The sequence below is a fragment of the Kribbella sp. NPDC051718 genome (genome assembly GCF_040681515.1).
Taxonomy (GTDB): domain Bacteria; phylum Actinomycetota; class Actinomycetes; order Propionibacteriales; family Kribbellaceae; genus Kribbella.
On record NZ_JBFAYZ010000001.1, the window covers coordinates 609,663 to 623,861 of the forward strand.

At 68.2% G+C, this 14,199-nt stretch carries 14 protein-coding genes; 6 read left to right on the plus strand and 8 right to left on the minus strand.

Annotated elements, in window-relative coordinates:
- Positions 1-14 precede the first annotated feature (14 nt).
- Both AB0M15_RS02970 and AB0M15_RS02975 read right to left on the minus strand, forming a co-directional pair.
- The gene (locus tag AB0M15_RS02970) at positions 15-752 is read right to left on the minus strand and encodes an IclR family transcriptional regulator (RefSeq protein WP_363813279.1); all 738 of its coding nucleotides are present in this window, start codon (positions 750-752) and stop codon (positions 15-17) included.
- Complete coding sequence (locus tag AB0M15_RS02975) at positions 749-1,768, minus strand: sugar kinase (protein WP_363813281.1); 1,020 nt, start codon at positions 1,766-1,768, stop codon at positions 749-751. The genes AB0M15_RS02970 and AB0M15_RS02975 overlap by 4 nt, the downstream gene beginning before the upstream one ends.
- Positions 1,769-1,883: 115 nt before the next feature.
- Here AB0M15_RS02975 and AB0M15_RS02980 point away from each other — a divergent pair, with 115 nt between their 5' ends.
- Genes AB0M15_RS02980 through AB0M15_RS02995 form a run of 4 tightly spaced genes read left to right on the plus strand, consistent with a single transcriptional unit; the run spans position 1,884 to position 6,887 of the window.
- Entirely contained in the window at positions 1,884-3,188 is a 1,305-nt protein-coding gene (locus AB0M15_RS02980; protein WP_363813283.1) for an alanine racemase, read from the plus strand.
- Complete coding sequence (locus AB0M15_RS02985) at positions 3,185-4,828, plus strand: D-aminoacylase (protein WP_363813285.1); 1,644 nt, start codon at positions 3,185-3,187, stop codon at positions 4,826-4,828. The genes AB0M15_RS02980 and AB0M15_RS02985 overlap by 4 nt, the downstream gene beginning before the upstream one ends.
- Positions 4,829-5,458, plus strand: coding sequence for a bifunctional 4-hydroxy-2-oxoglutarate aldolase/2-dehydro-3-deoxy-phosphogluconate aldolase (locus AB0M15_RS02990; protein ID WP_363813287.1), 630 nt, complete (start codon positions 4,829-4,831; stop codon positions 5,456-5,458).
- A 34-nt stretch (positions 5,459-5,492) separates the two neighbouring features.
- A complete protein-coding gene (locus AB0M15_RS02995; RefSeq protein ID WP_363813289.1) occupies positions 5,493-6,887 on the plus strand; it encodes a gluconate:H+ symporter in 1,395 nt (464 codons plus the stop codon).
- On the opposite strand, the gene AB0M15_RS03000 is transcribed toward AB0M15_RS02995, so the two are convergent.
- From AB0M15_RS03000 to AB0M15_RS03010, 3 genes are read right to left on the minus strand one after another with little or no spacing between them, the layout of a single operon-like run.
- Positions 6,884-7,585 (minus strand): DUF4097 family beta strand repeat-containing protein, encoded by a 702-nt coding sequence (locus tag AB0M15_RS03000; RefSeq protein ID WP_363813291.1) that lies wholly within the window; start codon positions 7,583-7,585, stop codon positions 6,884-6,886. The genes AB0M15_RS02995 and AB0M15_RS03000 overlap by 4 nt on opposite strands.
- On the minus strand, positions 7,585-8,229 hold the full coding sequence (locus AB0M15_RS03005) for a response regulator transcription factor (protein WP_363813293.1): 645 nt from the start codon (positions 8,227-8,229) through the stop codon (positions 7,585-7,587). Before AB0M15_RS03005 ends, AB0M15_RS03000 begins: the two co-directional genes overlap by 1 nt.
- A 25-nt stretch (positions 8,230-8,254) precedes the next feature.
- A complete protein-coding gene (locus tag AB0M15_RS03010; RefSeq protein ID WP_363813295.1) occupies positions 8,255-9,535 on the minus strand; it encodes a sensor domain-containing protein in 1,281 nt (426 codons plus the stop codon).
- Positions 9,536-9,668: 133 nt separating this feature from the next.
- Between AB0M15_RS03010 and AB0M15_RS03015 the strand changes: the two genes are divergently transcribed.
- Positions 9,669-10,271: a hypothetical protein gene (locus tag AB0M15_RS03015; protein ID WP_363813297.1), complete on the plus strand. Its 603-nt coding sequence runs from the start codon at positions 9,669-9,671 to the stop codon at positions 10,269-10,271.
- On the opposite strand, the gene AB0M15_RS03020 is transcribed toward AB0M15_RS03015, so the two are convergent.
- Positions 10,165-11,283: a hypothetical protein gene (locus AB0M15_RS03020; protein ID WP_363813299.1), complete on the minus strand. Its 1,119-nt coding sequence runs from the start codon at positions 11,281-11,283 to the stop codon at positions 10,165-10,167. The two genes, AB0M15_RS03015 and AB0M15_RS03020, sit on opposite strands and share 107 nt — an antisense overlap.
- Before the next feature lie 379 nt (positions 11,284-11,662).
- On the opposite strand from AB0M15_RS03020, the gene AB0M15_RS03025 reads away from it, so the two are divergent.
- Positions 11,663-12,694, plus strand: a complete 1,032-nt coding sequence (locus tag AB0M15_RS03025; protein ID WP_363813301.1) for an alpha-hydroxy acid oxidase — start codon at positions 11,663-11,665, stop codon at positions 12,692-12,694.
- 209 nt (positions 12,695-12,903) lie between these two features.
- Here AB0M15_RS03025 and AB0M15_RS03030 read toward each other — a convergent pair whose 3' ends face one another.
- Both AB0M15_RS03030 and rplA read right to left on the minus strand, forming a co-directional pair.
- Complete coding sequence (locus AB0M15_RS03030; protein ID WP_363813303.1) at positions 12,904-13,194, minus strand: hypothetical protein; 291 nt, start codon at positions 13,192-13,194, stop codon at positions 12,904-12,906.
- Positions 13,195-13,399: 205 nt separating this feature from the next.
- Positions 13,400-14,122 carry a 50S ribosomal protein L1 gene (gene rplA / locus AB0M15_RS03035; protein ID WP_363813304.1) on the minus strand — a complete coding sequence of 241 codons (723 nt, stop codon included), beginning with the start codon at positions 14,120-14,122 and terminating at the stop codon, positions 13,400-13,402.
- Between the last annotated feature and the right edge of the window lie 77 nt (positions 14,123-14,199).

The following is a 14,199-nucleotide window of genomic DNA, read 5'->3' on the forward strand; positions in this document are numbered from 1 at the left end:
GTTGGTGTGGTCGGCTAGTTGTTGTAGTCGGCGCCGATGGCGGCCGTGGTGGCGAGCAGGTCGGGCAGCAGTTCCAGCACCTGCTCATAGTTGAGCAGAACGTCCGGTACGGACACCGAGACGGCCCCCACCACCCGGCCGGAGCGCTCGGTGATCGGCGCTCCGATGCAGTTGATGAACGACTCGTGCTCGGCCCGGTCGTGCGCCCACCCCTGCGACCGGACCAGGTCGAGCTCGTCGCGCAGCTCGTCCGGTCCGGTGATCGTGTTCGGCGTGAACCGGTGGTACTCGATGGTGTTCAGCAGGCCTTCCCGCTGGCGCTTCGGCTGCGCGGCGAGCAGCACCTTGCCGACTGCGGTGCAGTGCAGTGCCGCCGGTACGCCGATCTGGCTGTACATCCGCACCGACTGCACGCTGTCGAGCTTGTCGATGTAGATGACCTGCCCGTTCTCGTATGCCGCCAGGTGCACCGTCTGCCCGGTCCTCTGGTTGAGCTGCCTTAGATACGGCGCAGCAACAGCCCGTACTACGTGCTGCTCCCGCGCCGCATCGGCCAAAGAGAACAGCCGCGACCCCAGCCGGTAGCGGTGCGCCTCGTCGCGGCGTACGAACCGCTCGACCTCCATGGTCCGCAGCAACCGGAGCACTGTCGTCTTGTGGACGTCGAGCTCGGTCGCAAGCTGATCCAGGGATCGGTCGCCCTCCCCCAGGCTCATCAGGATCTGCAGGGCTCTAGCCAAGCTCTGACTCACACCACACCTCCCATCAGCGCTGGAGACCTGATACCGGCCGGGCCGATCAGCGTGCTGGCCCAGTCCTCATCGGAACAGTCCAGCAGGGCCTGCCGCACGCGGGCGTCCGGCGGCGTCGCATGGTCATCCGGCACAGCCAGTACGGCCGCAGCACTCAGATGTCCCAGCCGCAGCCGGTGCTCCATCGGCAACCCCTGCAGCGTCCCAGCCAAGTAGCCGGCAGCAAAGGCGTCACCCGCACCCACTGGTTCCACTACGTCGACAGTGAGCGCCGGTACTTCGGCACGCCGCCCACCCGGCTCCAGCGCAACCGCCACATGAGCATCCGACTTCACCACGATCGTCGCGCGCGGCCCAAACAGCTCCCGCAACTCGTCGGGATCACCGGTGCCCGCAAAGACAGCAGCCTCGTCCGCACCGATCAGTACGACGTCAGCCGCCCGCAGCAGTCGCCACAACGGAGCAGGGTCGGTGCCACGCCACAGCGCCGGTCGCCAGTTGAGGTCCACACTCAGGGTGAAGCCCAAGGTGTCCCGCAGCGCCGCCAACCGGTCCAATAGCTGAGCGGCAGTAGTAGAGATAGCCGCAGTGATCCCAGTGGTGTGCACGAGCTCGGCACCGACCAACCGGTTGCGCACCGCGGGCCGATCCAGGAAGTCGGCATCCATGGCCGCCGCAGCCGAGCCGGAACGGTAGTAGTGCATCCGGGTCCGGCCATTGATCGTGTGCTTCACGTACAGCCCGGTCGGCCGGGTCGGGTCGTCCTCGACTCCGCCCACCTCGACCCCGCGGCTCGCCAGGTCGCTCAAGACGTGCCGCCCGAAGCCATCGGCACCGAGTCGCGAGATCCAGCCTGTCGGGATGCCCAGCGCGGCGAGTCCACCGGCGACATTGCACTCGGCCCCACCGACCGAACGCCGGAACGTCTCGACGTCCTCCAGCGGGGCACCGGTCTCGGCGGCGAGCATGATCATCGCCTCGCCCAGACAGACCGCCCGAGGTACCAGATCGGCCATCGATGAGTCCTCTCGGGCGGGATGTCGTTGACGGAAGTTCTGGCGCGATGCTACAACCGAGACGTCAGAATGCGCAACGAACGTTGCGCAGAACGCAACCAGCGCAGAGGACGTCATGTCAGCTTCGTACGATGCCGCCGCCGTCGCAGCCCTGGCCGACCAGCAGGTGAGCTGGCGGGACAAGGCGCTGCCGCCTGCTTTCTGGGGCCGGACCGTCGCCGACGTACTGGCCGGCAAGCCGCGCCTGTCCGAGCTGCCGACTCCCCTGCTCACCTTGTCCGCACCCGGCCTGCAGCACAACGTCGCTACGCTCGCCCGCTGGTGCACCGAGCATGGGGTCCAGTTGGCGCCGCACGGCAAGACCACGATGGCTCCGGCGCTCTGGGCTAAGCAGCTGGAGGCAGGTGCCTGGGGAATCACGCTGGCGAACGTCTACCAGCTAGGCGTCGCCAGGGCCTATGGCGTGAGCCGGGTGATGATCGCCAACGCGGTGGTCTCGCCGCTGCAGCTTCGCTGGATCGCAGATGAGCTTGCGGCCGATCCGGAGTTCCACGTGATGGTGTGGGCGGATTCGGTGCGCACTGTCGAGATCATGGAGGCGGCGCGGGCAGCGCACGTCGATTCGGGGGCGCGGCAACTCGACGTACTGGTTGAGGTTGGTGGAGTCGGTGGGCGGACTGGGGCTCGCGGTGTGGACACTGCGCTGGCAGTAGCCGCTGCTGTTGCGGCTGCTCCGACACTGCGGCTTGCTGGGGTCGCTGGGTATGAGGGGGCGATCGCGCACGGTGCCGATGAGGAGGGGCTTGAGCATGTCCGCTCCTACCTCCGGGACCTCGCTACTGTCCACGAGAGCCTCAAGTACGACGAGGGCGTAGTACCGGTCGTCAGTGCCGGTGGAAGCGCGTATTTCGAGCAGGTGGCGCAGGTACTGGCTCCGCTGGCTGCTGACGGTGCCCGGGTCGTGCTGCGGTCTGGCGCCTACATCGCTCATGACGACGGCTACTACCGCCGGATCTCGCCCCTGGGTTCCGAGCCCCGGACCGACGGCGACCGGCTGGTACCGGCCATGCACGGCTGGATCCGGATCACCTCGCAACCCGAACCAGGGTTGGCGATCTTCGACGCGGGCAAGCGGGATCTGCCGTTCGACGAGGACCTGCCGATGCCACAGCTGCTCCGGCCGCGATCCGCTGACGAGCACCTGCAGCCGGTCGAGGGCATGACGGTGACCAAAATGAACGACCAGCACGGCTTCCTGCGCTTCCCGCCAGACGTCTCTTTGGTGATCGGCGATGAGCTGCGGGTCGGCCTGTCGCACCCCTGTACTGCCTTCGACAAGTGGGGCCTGATCCCCGTCATCGACGACCCGGACGCCGATGATCCGGTCGTCGTCGACCTCGTTCGAACGTTCTTCTCATGACCGATCTGCTGATCACCGGCGGTACCGTCATCGACGGGACAGGCTCGGCCGGTGTCCAGGCCGACGTGGCCGTCGATGCGGGCCGGATCGTGGCCATCGGCGACTACTTGCCGGGCAGCTTCAGCGCCGACCGGACCATCGACGCGACCGGGCTGGTCGTCGCGCCCGGTTTCATCGACATGCACGCGCACTCGGACCTGCAGATCCTGGCCAACCCGGACCACACCGCCAAGGTCAGCCAGGGCGTCACGCTCGAGGTGCTCGGCCAGGACGGGCTGTCGTTCGCCCCGATCGACGACCCGACCAGGACAGCGGTACGACGCCAGATCGCGGGCTGGAACGGTGAGCCCGACGACTTCGACTTCTCCTGGTCGACGGTTGCCGGCTACCTCGACCGCCTCGACCAGGGGATCGCCTGCAATGCGGCGTACCTGGTCCCGCAGGGCACGCTGCGGATGATGGTGGTCGGTACTGCGAACCGCCCAGCCACAGCCGTCGAGCTGGACGAGATGAGGCGACTCCTGGCTGAGGGGTTGCAGCAGGGCTCGGTCGGGATGAGCAGTGGGCTCACCTACACGCCTGGGATGTTCGCTGACACCGCGGAGCTCGTCGAGCTGTGCAAGGTACTCGCGGAGTACGGCGGCTACTACAGCCCGCACCAGCGCTCCTACGGCAAGGGTGCGCTGGAGGCCTACGGCGAGATGATCGACATCGCCCGGCAGTCCGGATGCGCGCTGCACCTGACCCACGCGACGATGAACTTCGAGCCGAACAAGGGCCGCGGCGTCGACCTGCTCGCGATGATCGACGAGGCGCTCGCCGACGGCGTCGACATCACCACCGACACCTATCCGTACCTGCCTGGGGCAACCACTCTGTCGGCGATTCTGCCGAGCTGGAGCGCCGAGGGCGGCTCCGACGCCCTACTGGCCCGGCTGGCCGATCCGGCCGACCGCGAGCGGATCACCTACGAGCTGGAGCAGGTCGGCACCGACGGCTGCCACGGCTGCGTCACCGACTGGAACACGATCGAGATCGGCGGGGTGAAGAACGAGACCCTCAGCGGCGCGGTCGGCAACACCGTCGCGGAGATCGCGGCCGGGATCGGCAAGCCGCCGTCCTGGGTCTTCTTCGACCTGCTGATCCGGGACAACCTGGCGACGACGATCCTGCAGCACGTCGGCCACGAGGAGAACGTGCAGGCGATCATGAAGCACCCGACCCACACGGGTGGCTCGGACGCCATCCTGGTCGGCGGCAAACCACACCCGCGGGCGTGGGGCACCTTCCCCCGGTACCTCTCCCATTACGTCCGTGAGCTGGGCGTTCTCGAGCTCGCCGACTGCATCCACCACCTGACCGGCCGGCCCGCCAAGCGGCTGCGGCTGACCGATCGGGGGCTGGTCCGCGAGGGGTACCACGCGGATCTGGTGCTCTTCGACCCCGCCGGCGTACGGGACACCGCGACCTTCGACAACCCCCGCCAACAGGCCGAGGGCATCCCCTGGGTGCTGGTCGGCGGCGTCCCCGTCATCGACTCCGGCCACCGCACCAACGCCCTACCCGGCCGCGCCATCCGCCGTACGTCCGCCACCCCCGGCGCCCACGCGACCCCTGCCGCCCCTCAGGAAGGAAACTAGATGACCACGCTGGACCTGCTCCGCGCCGATCGGGTGCTGAGCGTCGTACGCGCTCCGGCCCTCGAAGACGCCCGCGACCTGTGCTCCGCACTCGTTGCCGGTGGCATCCATGTGATCGAGCTGACGTTCACCACCCCCGACCTGCCCCGGCACCTCGAGCGGGCCGCTTCCGGTGATACCGGTGCAGTGGTCGGCGCCGGTACAGTGCAGACCGCCGCGCAGGCCCAGTCAGCCATCGACGCGGGCGCGGCCTTCCTGGTCACGCCCGGGCAAGGCCCTGAGGCCGGGGCGATCGTCGCGGCCGCGCAGGGCGCCGGGATCCCCATCGTGCTCGGGTCTTTCACGCCCTCCGAGGTGATGACAGCGCTGGCGCTCGGCGCGGATGCGGTCAAGATCTTCCCCGCGCACCACCTCGGCCCGAAGTACCTGAAGGATCTCAACGGCCCGTTCCCGGGCGTACCGCTGGTGCCCTCCGGTGGCGTCAACGCCGGCAACGCCAAGCGGTTCCTCGAAGCCGGCGCGCTCGCGGTCAGCGCCGGTACCGATGTCGTCTCCCCCGCCGACATCACCGCCGCCAACTGGTCCCAGATCACCAGCAACGCCAAGGCTTTCTGCGCCGCATTGAGCTGATATCCGCCCCCAATTCACCCCTCGGAGCGCCCCTATGTCCGGAGCCATCGATTGGCTGCACCATGACACCGCAGGCTTGCTGCTGCTGTGCCTGGTGGCCATCGCGCTGCTGTTGTTCCTGATCATCAAGATCAAGCTCGAACCGTTCATCTCGCTGCTCGCCACCGGCCTGTTCCTGGCCCTGGCCGCCGGGCTGAACGTCCGAACCATCGTCGGTACGGCACTGAAGTCGAGCGACTCCGTGCTGGAGAAGGGTTTCGGCGGCATCCTCGGCCATATCGCCGTCATCATCGGCCTCGGCACCGTGCTCGGCGCGCTGCTGGAGAAGTCCGGTGGCGCCGACGTGCTCAGCCGCCGGCTGCTGAAGCTGTTCGGGCCGAAGGGCACCCCGGTCGCGATGGGCCTGGTCGGCCTGATCTTCGGCATCCCGGTCTTCTTCGACATCGGCATCTTCGTGCTCGCCCCGCTCGTGTACGTCGCCGCGAAGCGCGGCGGCAAGTCGCTGGTCCTCTACGCCCTGCCCGTCCTGGCAGGCCTTTCGATGACGCACGCGTTCCTGCCACCCCACCCCGGTCCGACCGCTGTCGCCGGGCTGCTGCACGTCGACATGGGCTGGCTGATCATCATCGGCCTGGCGTGCGGTCTGCCCGCGTTCGCCGTGGCCGGCATCGCCTGGCCGCTCTACATCGCTCCGCGGGTACCGGTGACCGTGCCGGACGAGTACGTCGTCGCCGAGGACCCCGAGGAGGCCAAGCCCGAGCCGTCGCTGGGTCTGGTGATGGCGGTCATCCTGCTGCCGCTGGTGCTGATCCTCGGCGCGACGTTCGGCACGCTGATCCTCGACCCGCAGCGCGATCTGCTGAGCTTCCTCACGTTCCTCGGCAACCCGGCCGTCGCGCTGTTGCTGGCCGTCTTGCTCGCGTACTACCTGCTCGGCGTACGCCGTGGCATGACGAACGCGGAGTTCAGCGAATTGAGCAGCAACTCGCTCAAGCCGGTCGGCATGATCCTGCTCGTCGTCGGCGCGGGTGCGTTCTTCGGAGCGGTCATCTCGGCGACCGGTGTCGGCGCCGCTCTGGCCAAGAGCCTTTCCAGCGCTGGGCTTCCGGTACTGCTGCTCGCGTACGTCATCTCCTGTGGTCTGCGGATCGCGCAGGGCTCGGCGACCGTGGCGATCGTGACGACCGGTGGCATCGTCGGTCCGCTGGTGACGACGGAGGGCTACTCGCAGGCGCACCTGGCGCTGATCGCGGCGGCCATCTGCGCCGGCTCGATCATCCTCAGCCACGTCAATGACGGCGGCTTCTGGATCGTCGCGAAGTACTTCAACATGACCGTCAAGGAAACCCTGCTGACCTGGTCGGTCCTGGAGACCATCCTCTCCCTGGTCGGCTTCGGGATGGCCTCCCTGCTCTGGGTGATCATCTAGGCGGGATCGACGGTGAGGCTGCCGTTGGTGGTGCGCAGCTTCAGGGTGTTCGGGGCGCTCGGGTCGTTGGCGACGCCGAGCGTGGTGGATCCACCGCTGGCGGCGGCGTCGATCGAGTACGCCGCCGTCCCCGGCACCTCGAGATGGAGCGAGCCGTTGCTGGTACTCGCGTCGACCGCACTCGCCCCGCGGACGAACGCGAGATCCAGCGAGCCGTCCACCACCGACGCCGTCACCTGCTCACTCTTCAACCGCACCCCGTCGACCGACCCGTTGTCGGCGTGCAGATCCACCCGGCCGGACAGATCCCGCAGGTCCAGCGAGGTCAGCGAGGTGGTCACCGACAACGACGTCGCGGACGGCAGTTGCACGGTCGCCGAGATCTCGCAGCCGGACCTGCGGCAGCTGACGCCGATCTTCAGCTCCTTGCCGTCGACCGTCCCGGCATCGGTCCGGGGCGGGTCGTCGGTGTAGGTCCCGCTCACCTGGAGATGGACCTTGCCGTCCGTGCTCGGCTCGATGTCGAGTGGCACGTCGGACACGACCGTGACCAGTTCGATCGGCTGCCGGTACTCCGAACTGAAGTCGTAGTCCACCTTGCCGCGAATCGTCGACAGGGTGATCGCCCCACCGCCCAGCACGACCGCGAGTACCGGGATCAGGCCCAGCAGCAGCAGTTTCCGTTGCGCCGCGGTCATCAGTCCTCCAGGTACTTGAGTACGGCGCGGACCCGCCGGTGCTCGCCGTCCGTGGCGGCCAGGCCGAGCTTGGCGAAGATGTTGCTGATGTGCTTCTCGACCGACCCCTCGCCGACCACCAGCGCCTCCGCGATCCCTGCGTTCGAACGTCCCTCTGCCATCGCTCGCAAGACATCCTGCTCGCGTGGGCTCAAAGCTTTGAGCGGGTCGGCCCGGCGGGACCGGACCAGGAGTTGCGAGATCACCTCGGGGTCGAGCGCAGCACCACCGGCCGCGACCCGGCGCAGCCCGTCGATGAACTGGTCGACATCGGCCACCCGGTCCTTCAGCAGATAGCCGACCCCGCCGGGGTTGTTGCCGATCAGCTCGCTGGCATAGCGCTCCTCGACGTACTGCGAGAGCACCAGCACCCCGATCTCCGGCGACCGCTGCCGGACCACGAGCGCGGCCCGTAGCCCTTCGTCGGTGAACGTCGGCGGCATCCGTACGTCGACGACGCAGACGTCCGGCCGATGCTCGTCGACCGCTTTGAGCAGCCCGTCGCCGTCACCGACCACGGCCACCACCTCGCAGTCCTGCTCCTCGAGCAACCGGACCAGCCCTTCACGCAGCAGGACCGAGTCCTCGGCGATCACTACCCGCATGACTCCTCCGTCCGGTCCTCGATGATCAGTGAGCACAGGGCACCTCCGCGGTGAGGGTGGTCGGGCCGCCGAGCGGGCTGGTCACAGTGAGAGTTCCGTCGACGCCGCCGACCCGGTCTGCCAGGCCGCGGAGTCCGGTACCGAGCCCGGCGTCGGCGCCGCCGCGACCGTCGTCGGCGACCACGATGGTGAGCACATCGCCGGCCCGATGGATCCGGACCTCGGCCCGCGCGGCCTGGGCGTGCTTGGCCACGTTGGTGAGTGCCTCGGTGACGACGAAGTACGCGATCGACTCGATCGTCAGCGACGGCCTCGGATCGATCTGTATCTCCACCCGCACGGGCAACGGCGCTCGCGCGGCCACCGCCGAGATCGCCGCATCGAGTCCTCGATCGGTCAGTACGGGCGGGTGCAGCCCTCTGGTCAGGTCGCGCAGCTCGCTGATCGCCAGCAGCGCCTCGGCGTGCGCTTCCTCGATCAGAGGCTGTATCTCGGTACCGGCAGCCTTGTTCTTGGCCCGGCCGAGCGTCATGGCCAGCGATACCAGCCGCTGCTGGGCACCGTCGTGCAGATCGCGCTCCATCCGCCGCCGCTCGCCCTCGGCGGAGTCGACGACCTGCTGCCGGCTGGTGACCAGTTGGTCGACGCGCTCAGCCAACTCGCCTGTCTCGGACCGCCCGAGGAAGCTACGAGCCAGCATGGCGTCGACCGCCGAGAGCCCTCGGATCAGTAGGGGCGATACCAGCAGCAGGAACAGCAGGGCGATACCTGTGATCCGCAGTGCCTCGTCTGACGAGTCGATCACGAATGGGCCGACCTGTGCCCGGCCTGCGGAGAACTTGTCGAAGAAGACCGGCAAGGCGATCAGTACGGGCGGCACGGACCAGGCCACTACTACCCCGAGGAGCGAGACCAGGGCCATGGGCAGCAGCAGGAGGAAGTACAGGAACTGGCGCCACAGCCCGCGGTCCGCGAGGGCGGCCCGAGCATCAGCGGCCGTGCTGCCGGTCTGCTCGGGTGGGATCAGCGCAAGGATCACCTGTTCCCTGGTGAGCTTCGCCCTGGTGCGCTCCCAGCCGCCGAGGGTGTAGACGCCCCGGGTGGCCCACTGGGTCAGCGGAAGCCCTATGGCGGCCAGCGGCAGAGCAAGGGCCGCCACCGTGAGCAGTACGAGGACAAGGAGCCCGGCGACGACCACTACGGCTATGTCGAGCACCAGGTGCACAGTGGCCAGCCACAGGTACGGCGAGCGCCACAGCCGCCAGGGCGTCCAGGGCACTGCGCTCATACCGAGGTTGTTGGCCATGAGCAACAACCTACGACCCGGCGTGACCACTGGGCAGCCGGGAAACCCCCGGATCGACCGGGGGTTATCCCCCACCCGGGTTCGTGGGCTGGCCGGGCTGTGCCATGGCACACATCAAGGAATTCTCGAAGGCATGACGACGCTGATCAATAACGTGCTGGGAGACGCCATCGACGACCGGATCGCCGAGGCGCTGGACGACTACCTCGCCGAGGGGCGGCTGGACGGGAAGATCCGTCCGCGCCGGTCCGCGGTCGGCATCGCGACCTTGGTCGCGGGCGGAGTGGCGGTCGTGCTGCTGCCTTGGGTGCTGATCCTTGCCGTCACGCTGCCATCCACTTACGAGGCCAACAACTGGAACCTCGCCTGGATCGGGCTCGACCTGGCCATCGCGGTGACCGCTGGTCTGACTGCCTTTCTGTTGCACCGCCGCGATCCCCGCGCGGCGCTGACCGCGGTCGCGGCCGGGACCTTGCTGGTCGCGGACGCCTGGTTCGACATCAGCACCTCCGGTCCCGGTCTCGACCACCATCTCGCACTGGCCCAAGGCCTGGTGCTGGAGCTCCCGCTGGCGATCTGCGCATTCGTTCTCGCCAGCAGGACCCTCCGGCCACGCCCCGAGCGGGCGACTATCGGCCTATCAGTTCCAGCACTGATCCCTCGTGCAACTCTTCGTACACCCGGTCACGGAGCTGATTCGCTTCGGCATCGGTCAGCGTCCGGTCGAGCGGTCTGAGCACCAGCCTGACCAGCACGTTCCGCTGGCCCTTCGTGAGCTGAAGCCGTTCCCTCGCAGCCGCGGGAAGGTCGTCGTACGCCGTCTCGCCGCGTATCTCGACCGATTCCGCCACGTCGGCGACGCCCAACGCACGCCGGACCCGGTCCCCGAGCAGCTCCTCCGAGAGGTCGACGTCCGGCCCGACCACGACCGACAGGTCACGCTTGACGGCGGGCATTGCGGAGACCGGCTTGTACGGCGAGAGGTCCAGCATCTGCTCGGCGACTCGTGGATCGGTTGACCTGAGCAACCGGATGTCCCGGATCCCCTTGTGCAGCATGAGCAGCCGGTCGAGGCCAGGGCCCATCGCGAGTCCCGTCCAGCTCTCGTCGAGCCCGGCCTTGCGGAGTACGGCGGGAGCCGCGACTCCACATTCGCCGATCTCGATCCATTGGTCGTCGAGCAGCACGTCGATCTGGCGACCGTGGATTGTGTACGGGTGGACGGCCGGGACTGTGCGGTAGGTCTGGCCGGGCAGGACCGTCTCGACGAGCTTGGCGATCATGGCTTCCAGTTCGGGTTCGCCGAGCGTGACGTTGCGGCTGATCCGCCAGAGGTCGAGCTGGTGCGGCGTACCGGTGTGTTGCCAGTCGACGGAGTCGCGGCGGTAGCAGATGCCGGCGCAGACCATCAGTACATCGGATGCCTCTGACGCAGCCAGCTCGCGCAGGGCTGGCGGGATCATGGCGGAGGTGTGGCTTCGCAGTACCTGGGTCGGCGAGGCGTAGCGGGTGTAGCGCTCTTCGCGGGTGACCGCGCCGGCGGCGTACCCGAGGTTGTCGTAGTTGTCGGCCAGGGTGACGACCGGATGGTCGCGGCGGGTCCAGATCTCCGTGTACGGCCAGGCGTGGCTGAGCGCAGTACGGACCTGGTCGACGACCAGCTGGATCGCATGCGGTCCTTGAGCCGGATCGGCCAGGTCGCGCAGGGCGAGGTTGTCGTTGAGTTCTTCGGTAGTGAGTACAGCCATGAGTTATCTCTCCTGTGAGCAGCGGGTCCGGGGAAGAACACACCCCGACCGGCCGCGGTCACCTCAGGAGAGAGCGCAGCAGCGACTCACCCCGTCGGCACCAACGTGCCGGCCGGGGCGCAGAAATCGCTGCCCGTACTGCCTCATGCCCCCAACCATACCGCCCCGCCCAACCACACGCCCCGCCTTTCCTCCCCATCGCCCGGCCTACTCAGCGAACACCTGCCGCTGGGCGACTTTGTGCACCGCCCGAGCAGATCAGGCGGACGAATGCGCTCAGGTCGAGCACAAAGTCGACTCGTGGAGTGCGGCGGTGGATATGGCGCGGAAGGCCTGGAGGTGCTCGGGGTAGAGCCGGCGGGGTGGAAGGATCCGTGGCATGCGATGGATCGACGGTCTGGAGGCAGCCGCTGCCGAGAAGCTGCCGGAGCCTGTGCACCGGTACTTCCGCCAGGGCTCGGCGAGTGGGATCAGCGTCGGAGAAGCGGTCGCGGCCTGGAACGCCTACCGCTTCCGGCCGCACGTGCTGACCGATGTGTCGACGGTTGACCTCAGCACGACCGTGCTGGGGACACCTGTCGACCTCCCCGTACTGGTCGCCCCCACGACACTGCAGCGGCAGGCGTCTCCCGACGGAGAGCTGGCCATGGCCGCCGGAGTAGGCGCCGCCGGTTCCGTGCTCGGAGTCTCCAGCAACGCCGGTACTACGTTCGCGGCGGTCGGCGAGGTCGGTACGCCGTGGTGGGTGCAGATCTATGTGGTGAAGAACCGCGACATCACCCTCAAGATGCTCGATGCCGCTGTCGCCGGGGGCGCGCGGGCCGTAGTACTGACCGCTGACACTCCTGTGGTCGGCCGCAAGGAGGACGACGGCCCGACTGTCTGGTCGGTAGCTCCCTCCGACCACCTGCTGGCCAACCTGCCCGACGGCGACTACGGCGACGACGACCTGGACAAGGCCGACGACCTCACCCCCGACGTAATCGGCTGGCTCACCGAACGCACGGGCCTCCCGGTCCTGGTGAAGGGCGTACTCCGAGCAGACGACGCCAACCGCTGCTCCGACGCCGGCGCCGCAGGAATCATCGTCTCCAACCACGGCGGCCGCCAGTTGGACGGCGCAATCCCCACCGTCCAAGCCCTCCCCGAGGTAGCCGCAGCCCTCTCCGGCACCCCCACAGAACTCTACGTGGACGGCGGAATCCGCCGAGGCGAACACATCCTCGCGGCTCTCGCCCTAGGCGCCCGAGCCGTCCTGGTCGGCCGCCCCGCCCTCTGGGCCCTAACAGTCGACGGCTCCGCCGGCGTCACCCGCCTACTCACCGACCTGGGCGACGAACTAGAACACGCCATGCGCCTCGTCGGCGCCCCCACACTGGCCGACCTAACCCCAGACCTCATCACCAGATAGCTCTCGTCTCCGCACCCAGAACCAGCATCCGGCGATCCCTGCCCACCGCGGTGACCTACACCCGCCCCGGCCAGACCGGCCGCACCCTGGCCAGCCAACACCCACACCAGCAAGCCCACGGATATGGCGACGCCAGCCAACCCCAGCCCCACCCCGGCCGGGGTCGTACCTGCACCCGCCAGCCCACGGCTACGCCGGCCAGACCACAGCTATCCCGGGCAGGCCATACCCACCCGGACCAGCCCACCGATCCGGGCCAGGCCGCCGCCACCCCAGCCAGCCCGCTCCAGCCCATTGACGCCGGCGGATCGCCGCAAGCGCACGCGTGCACGGCACACGGCAGGCACCTCACCCCCTGCACGAGCCGCCGGCCACCCCGCCATCACCAGGCGGGCGACGTCGGAGCAGGCGCCCATCACCCCACCAGACGCCCACCCCTGCGGAGCCAGCCAGCTCACCCACACCAAGCCGGGCGAAGCAGGACCACCGCTCAGCACCACGCCAACTGCTTGCCCCTGCGCGAGACGCCAGCCACCTCGCCCTCACCCAGCGGGCGACGCAGGAGCACGCGTGTACTCGCAGAGGGGTGGGCGGGAGCGTCCGGAGCAGGGAGCGACGCAGGAGCGAGCAGCGCAGGGCGCGTGGGACAGCAGAACGCCCCGGTCCAAACGGACCGGGGCGTTCTGGTGGAAGTACCGGAGAGGCTCAGGCCTCTTCGTTCTCCTCGAGGAGGTTGCGGGTCAGGTTGGGGTCAACCTGGACGCCCGGACCCATCGTCGTCGAGAAGACGGTCTTCTTGATGTAGCGACCCTTCGAGCTGGAGGGCTTCAGCCGGAGAATCTCCTCCAGTGCGGCGCTGTAGTTCTCCACCAGCTGGGCCTCGTCGAAGGAGACCTTGCCGATGATGAAGTGCAGGTTCGCGTGCCGGTCGACGCGGAACTCGATCTTGCCGCCCTTGATGTCGGTGACAGCCTTCGTCACGTCCGGGGTGACGGTGCCGGTCTTCGGGTTCGGCATCAGACCACGCGGTCCGAGTACGCGACCCAGCCGGCCGACCTTGCCCATCATGTCCGGGGTGGCGACGACGGCGTCGAAGTCGAGCCAGCCGTCGGTGACCTTCTTGATCATGTCGTCGTCACCGACGTAGTCGGCGCCGGCGGCCAGTGCGGCCTCGGCCTTCTCACCGGTGGCGAAGACGAGGACCCGTGCCGTCTTGCCGGTGCCGTGCGGAAGGTTGACGGTGCCGCGCACCATCTGGTCGGCCTTGCGAGGGTCGACCCCGAGCCGCATCGCGACGTCGATGGTCGAGTTGAACTTCTTGCCGGTCGCACCCTGCTTGGCGAACTTGATCGCCTCGAGCGGGGTGTACAGGTGGTCGAAGTCGATCTTCTCCGCGATCGCGCGGTAGCTCTTGCTGCGCTGTGCCATTTCAAATCTCCTGTGTACGAACGCCTTCTGCAGCGTTCGTGTCGTGGTGTAAACGGGCGAACTACTCGCCCTTCCAC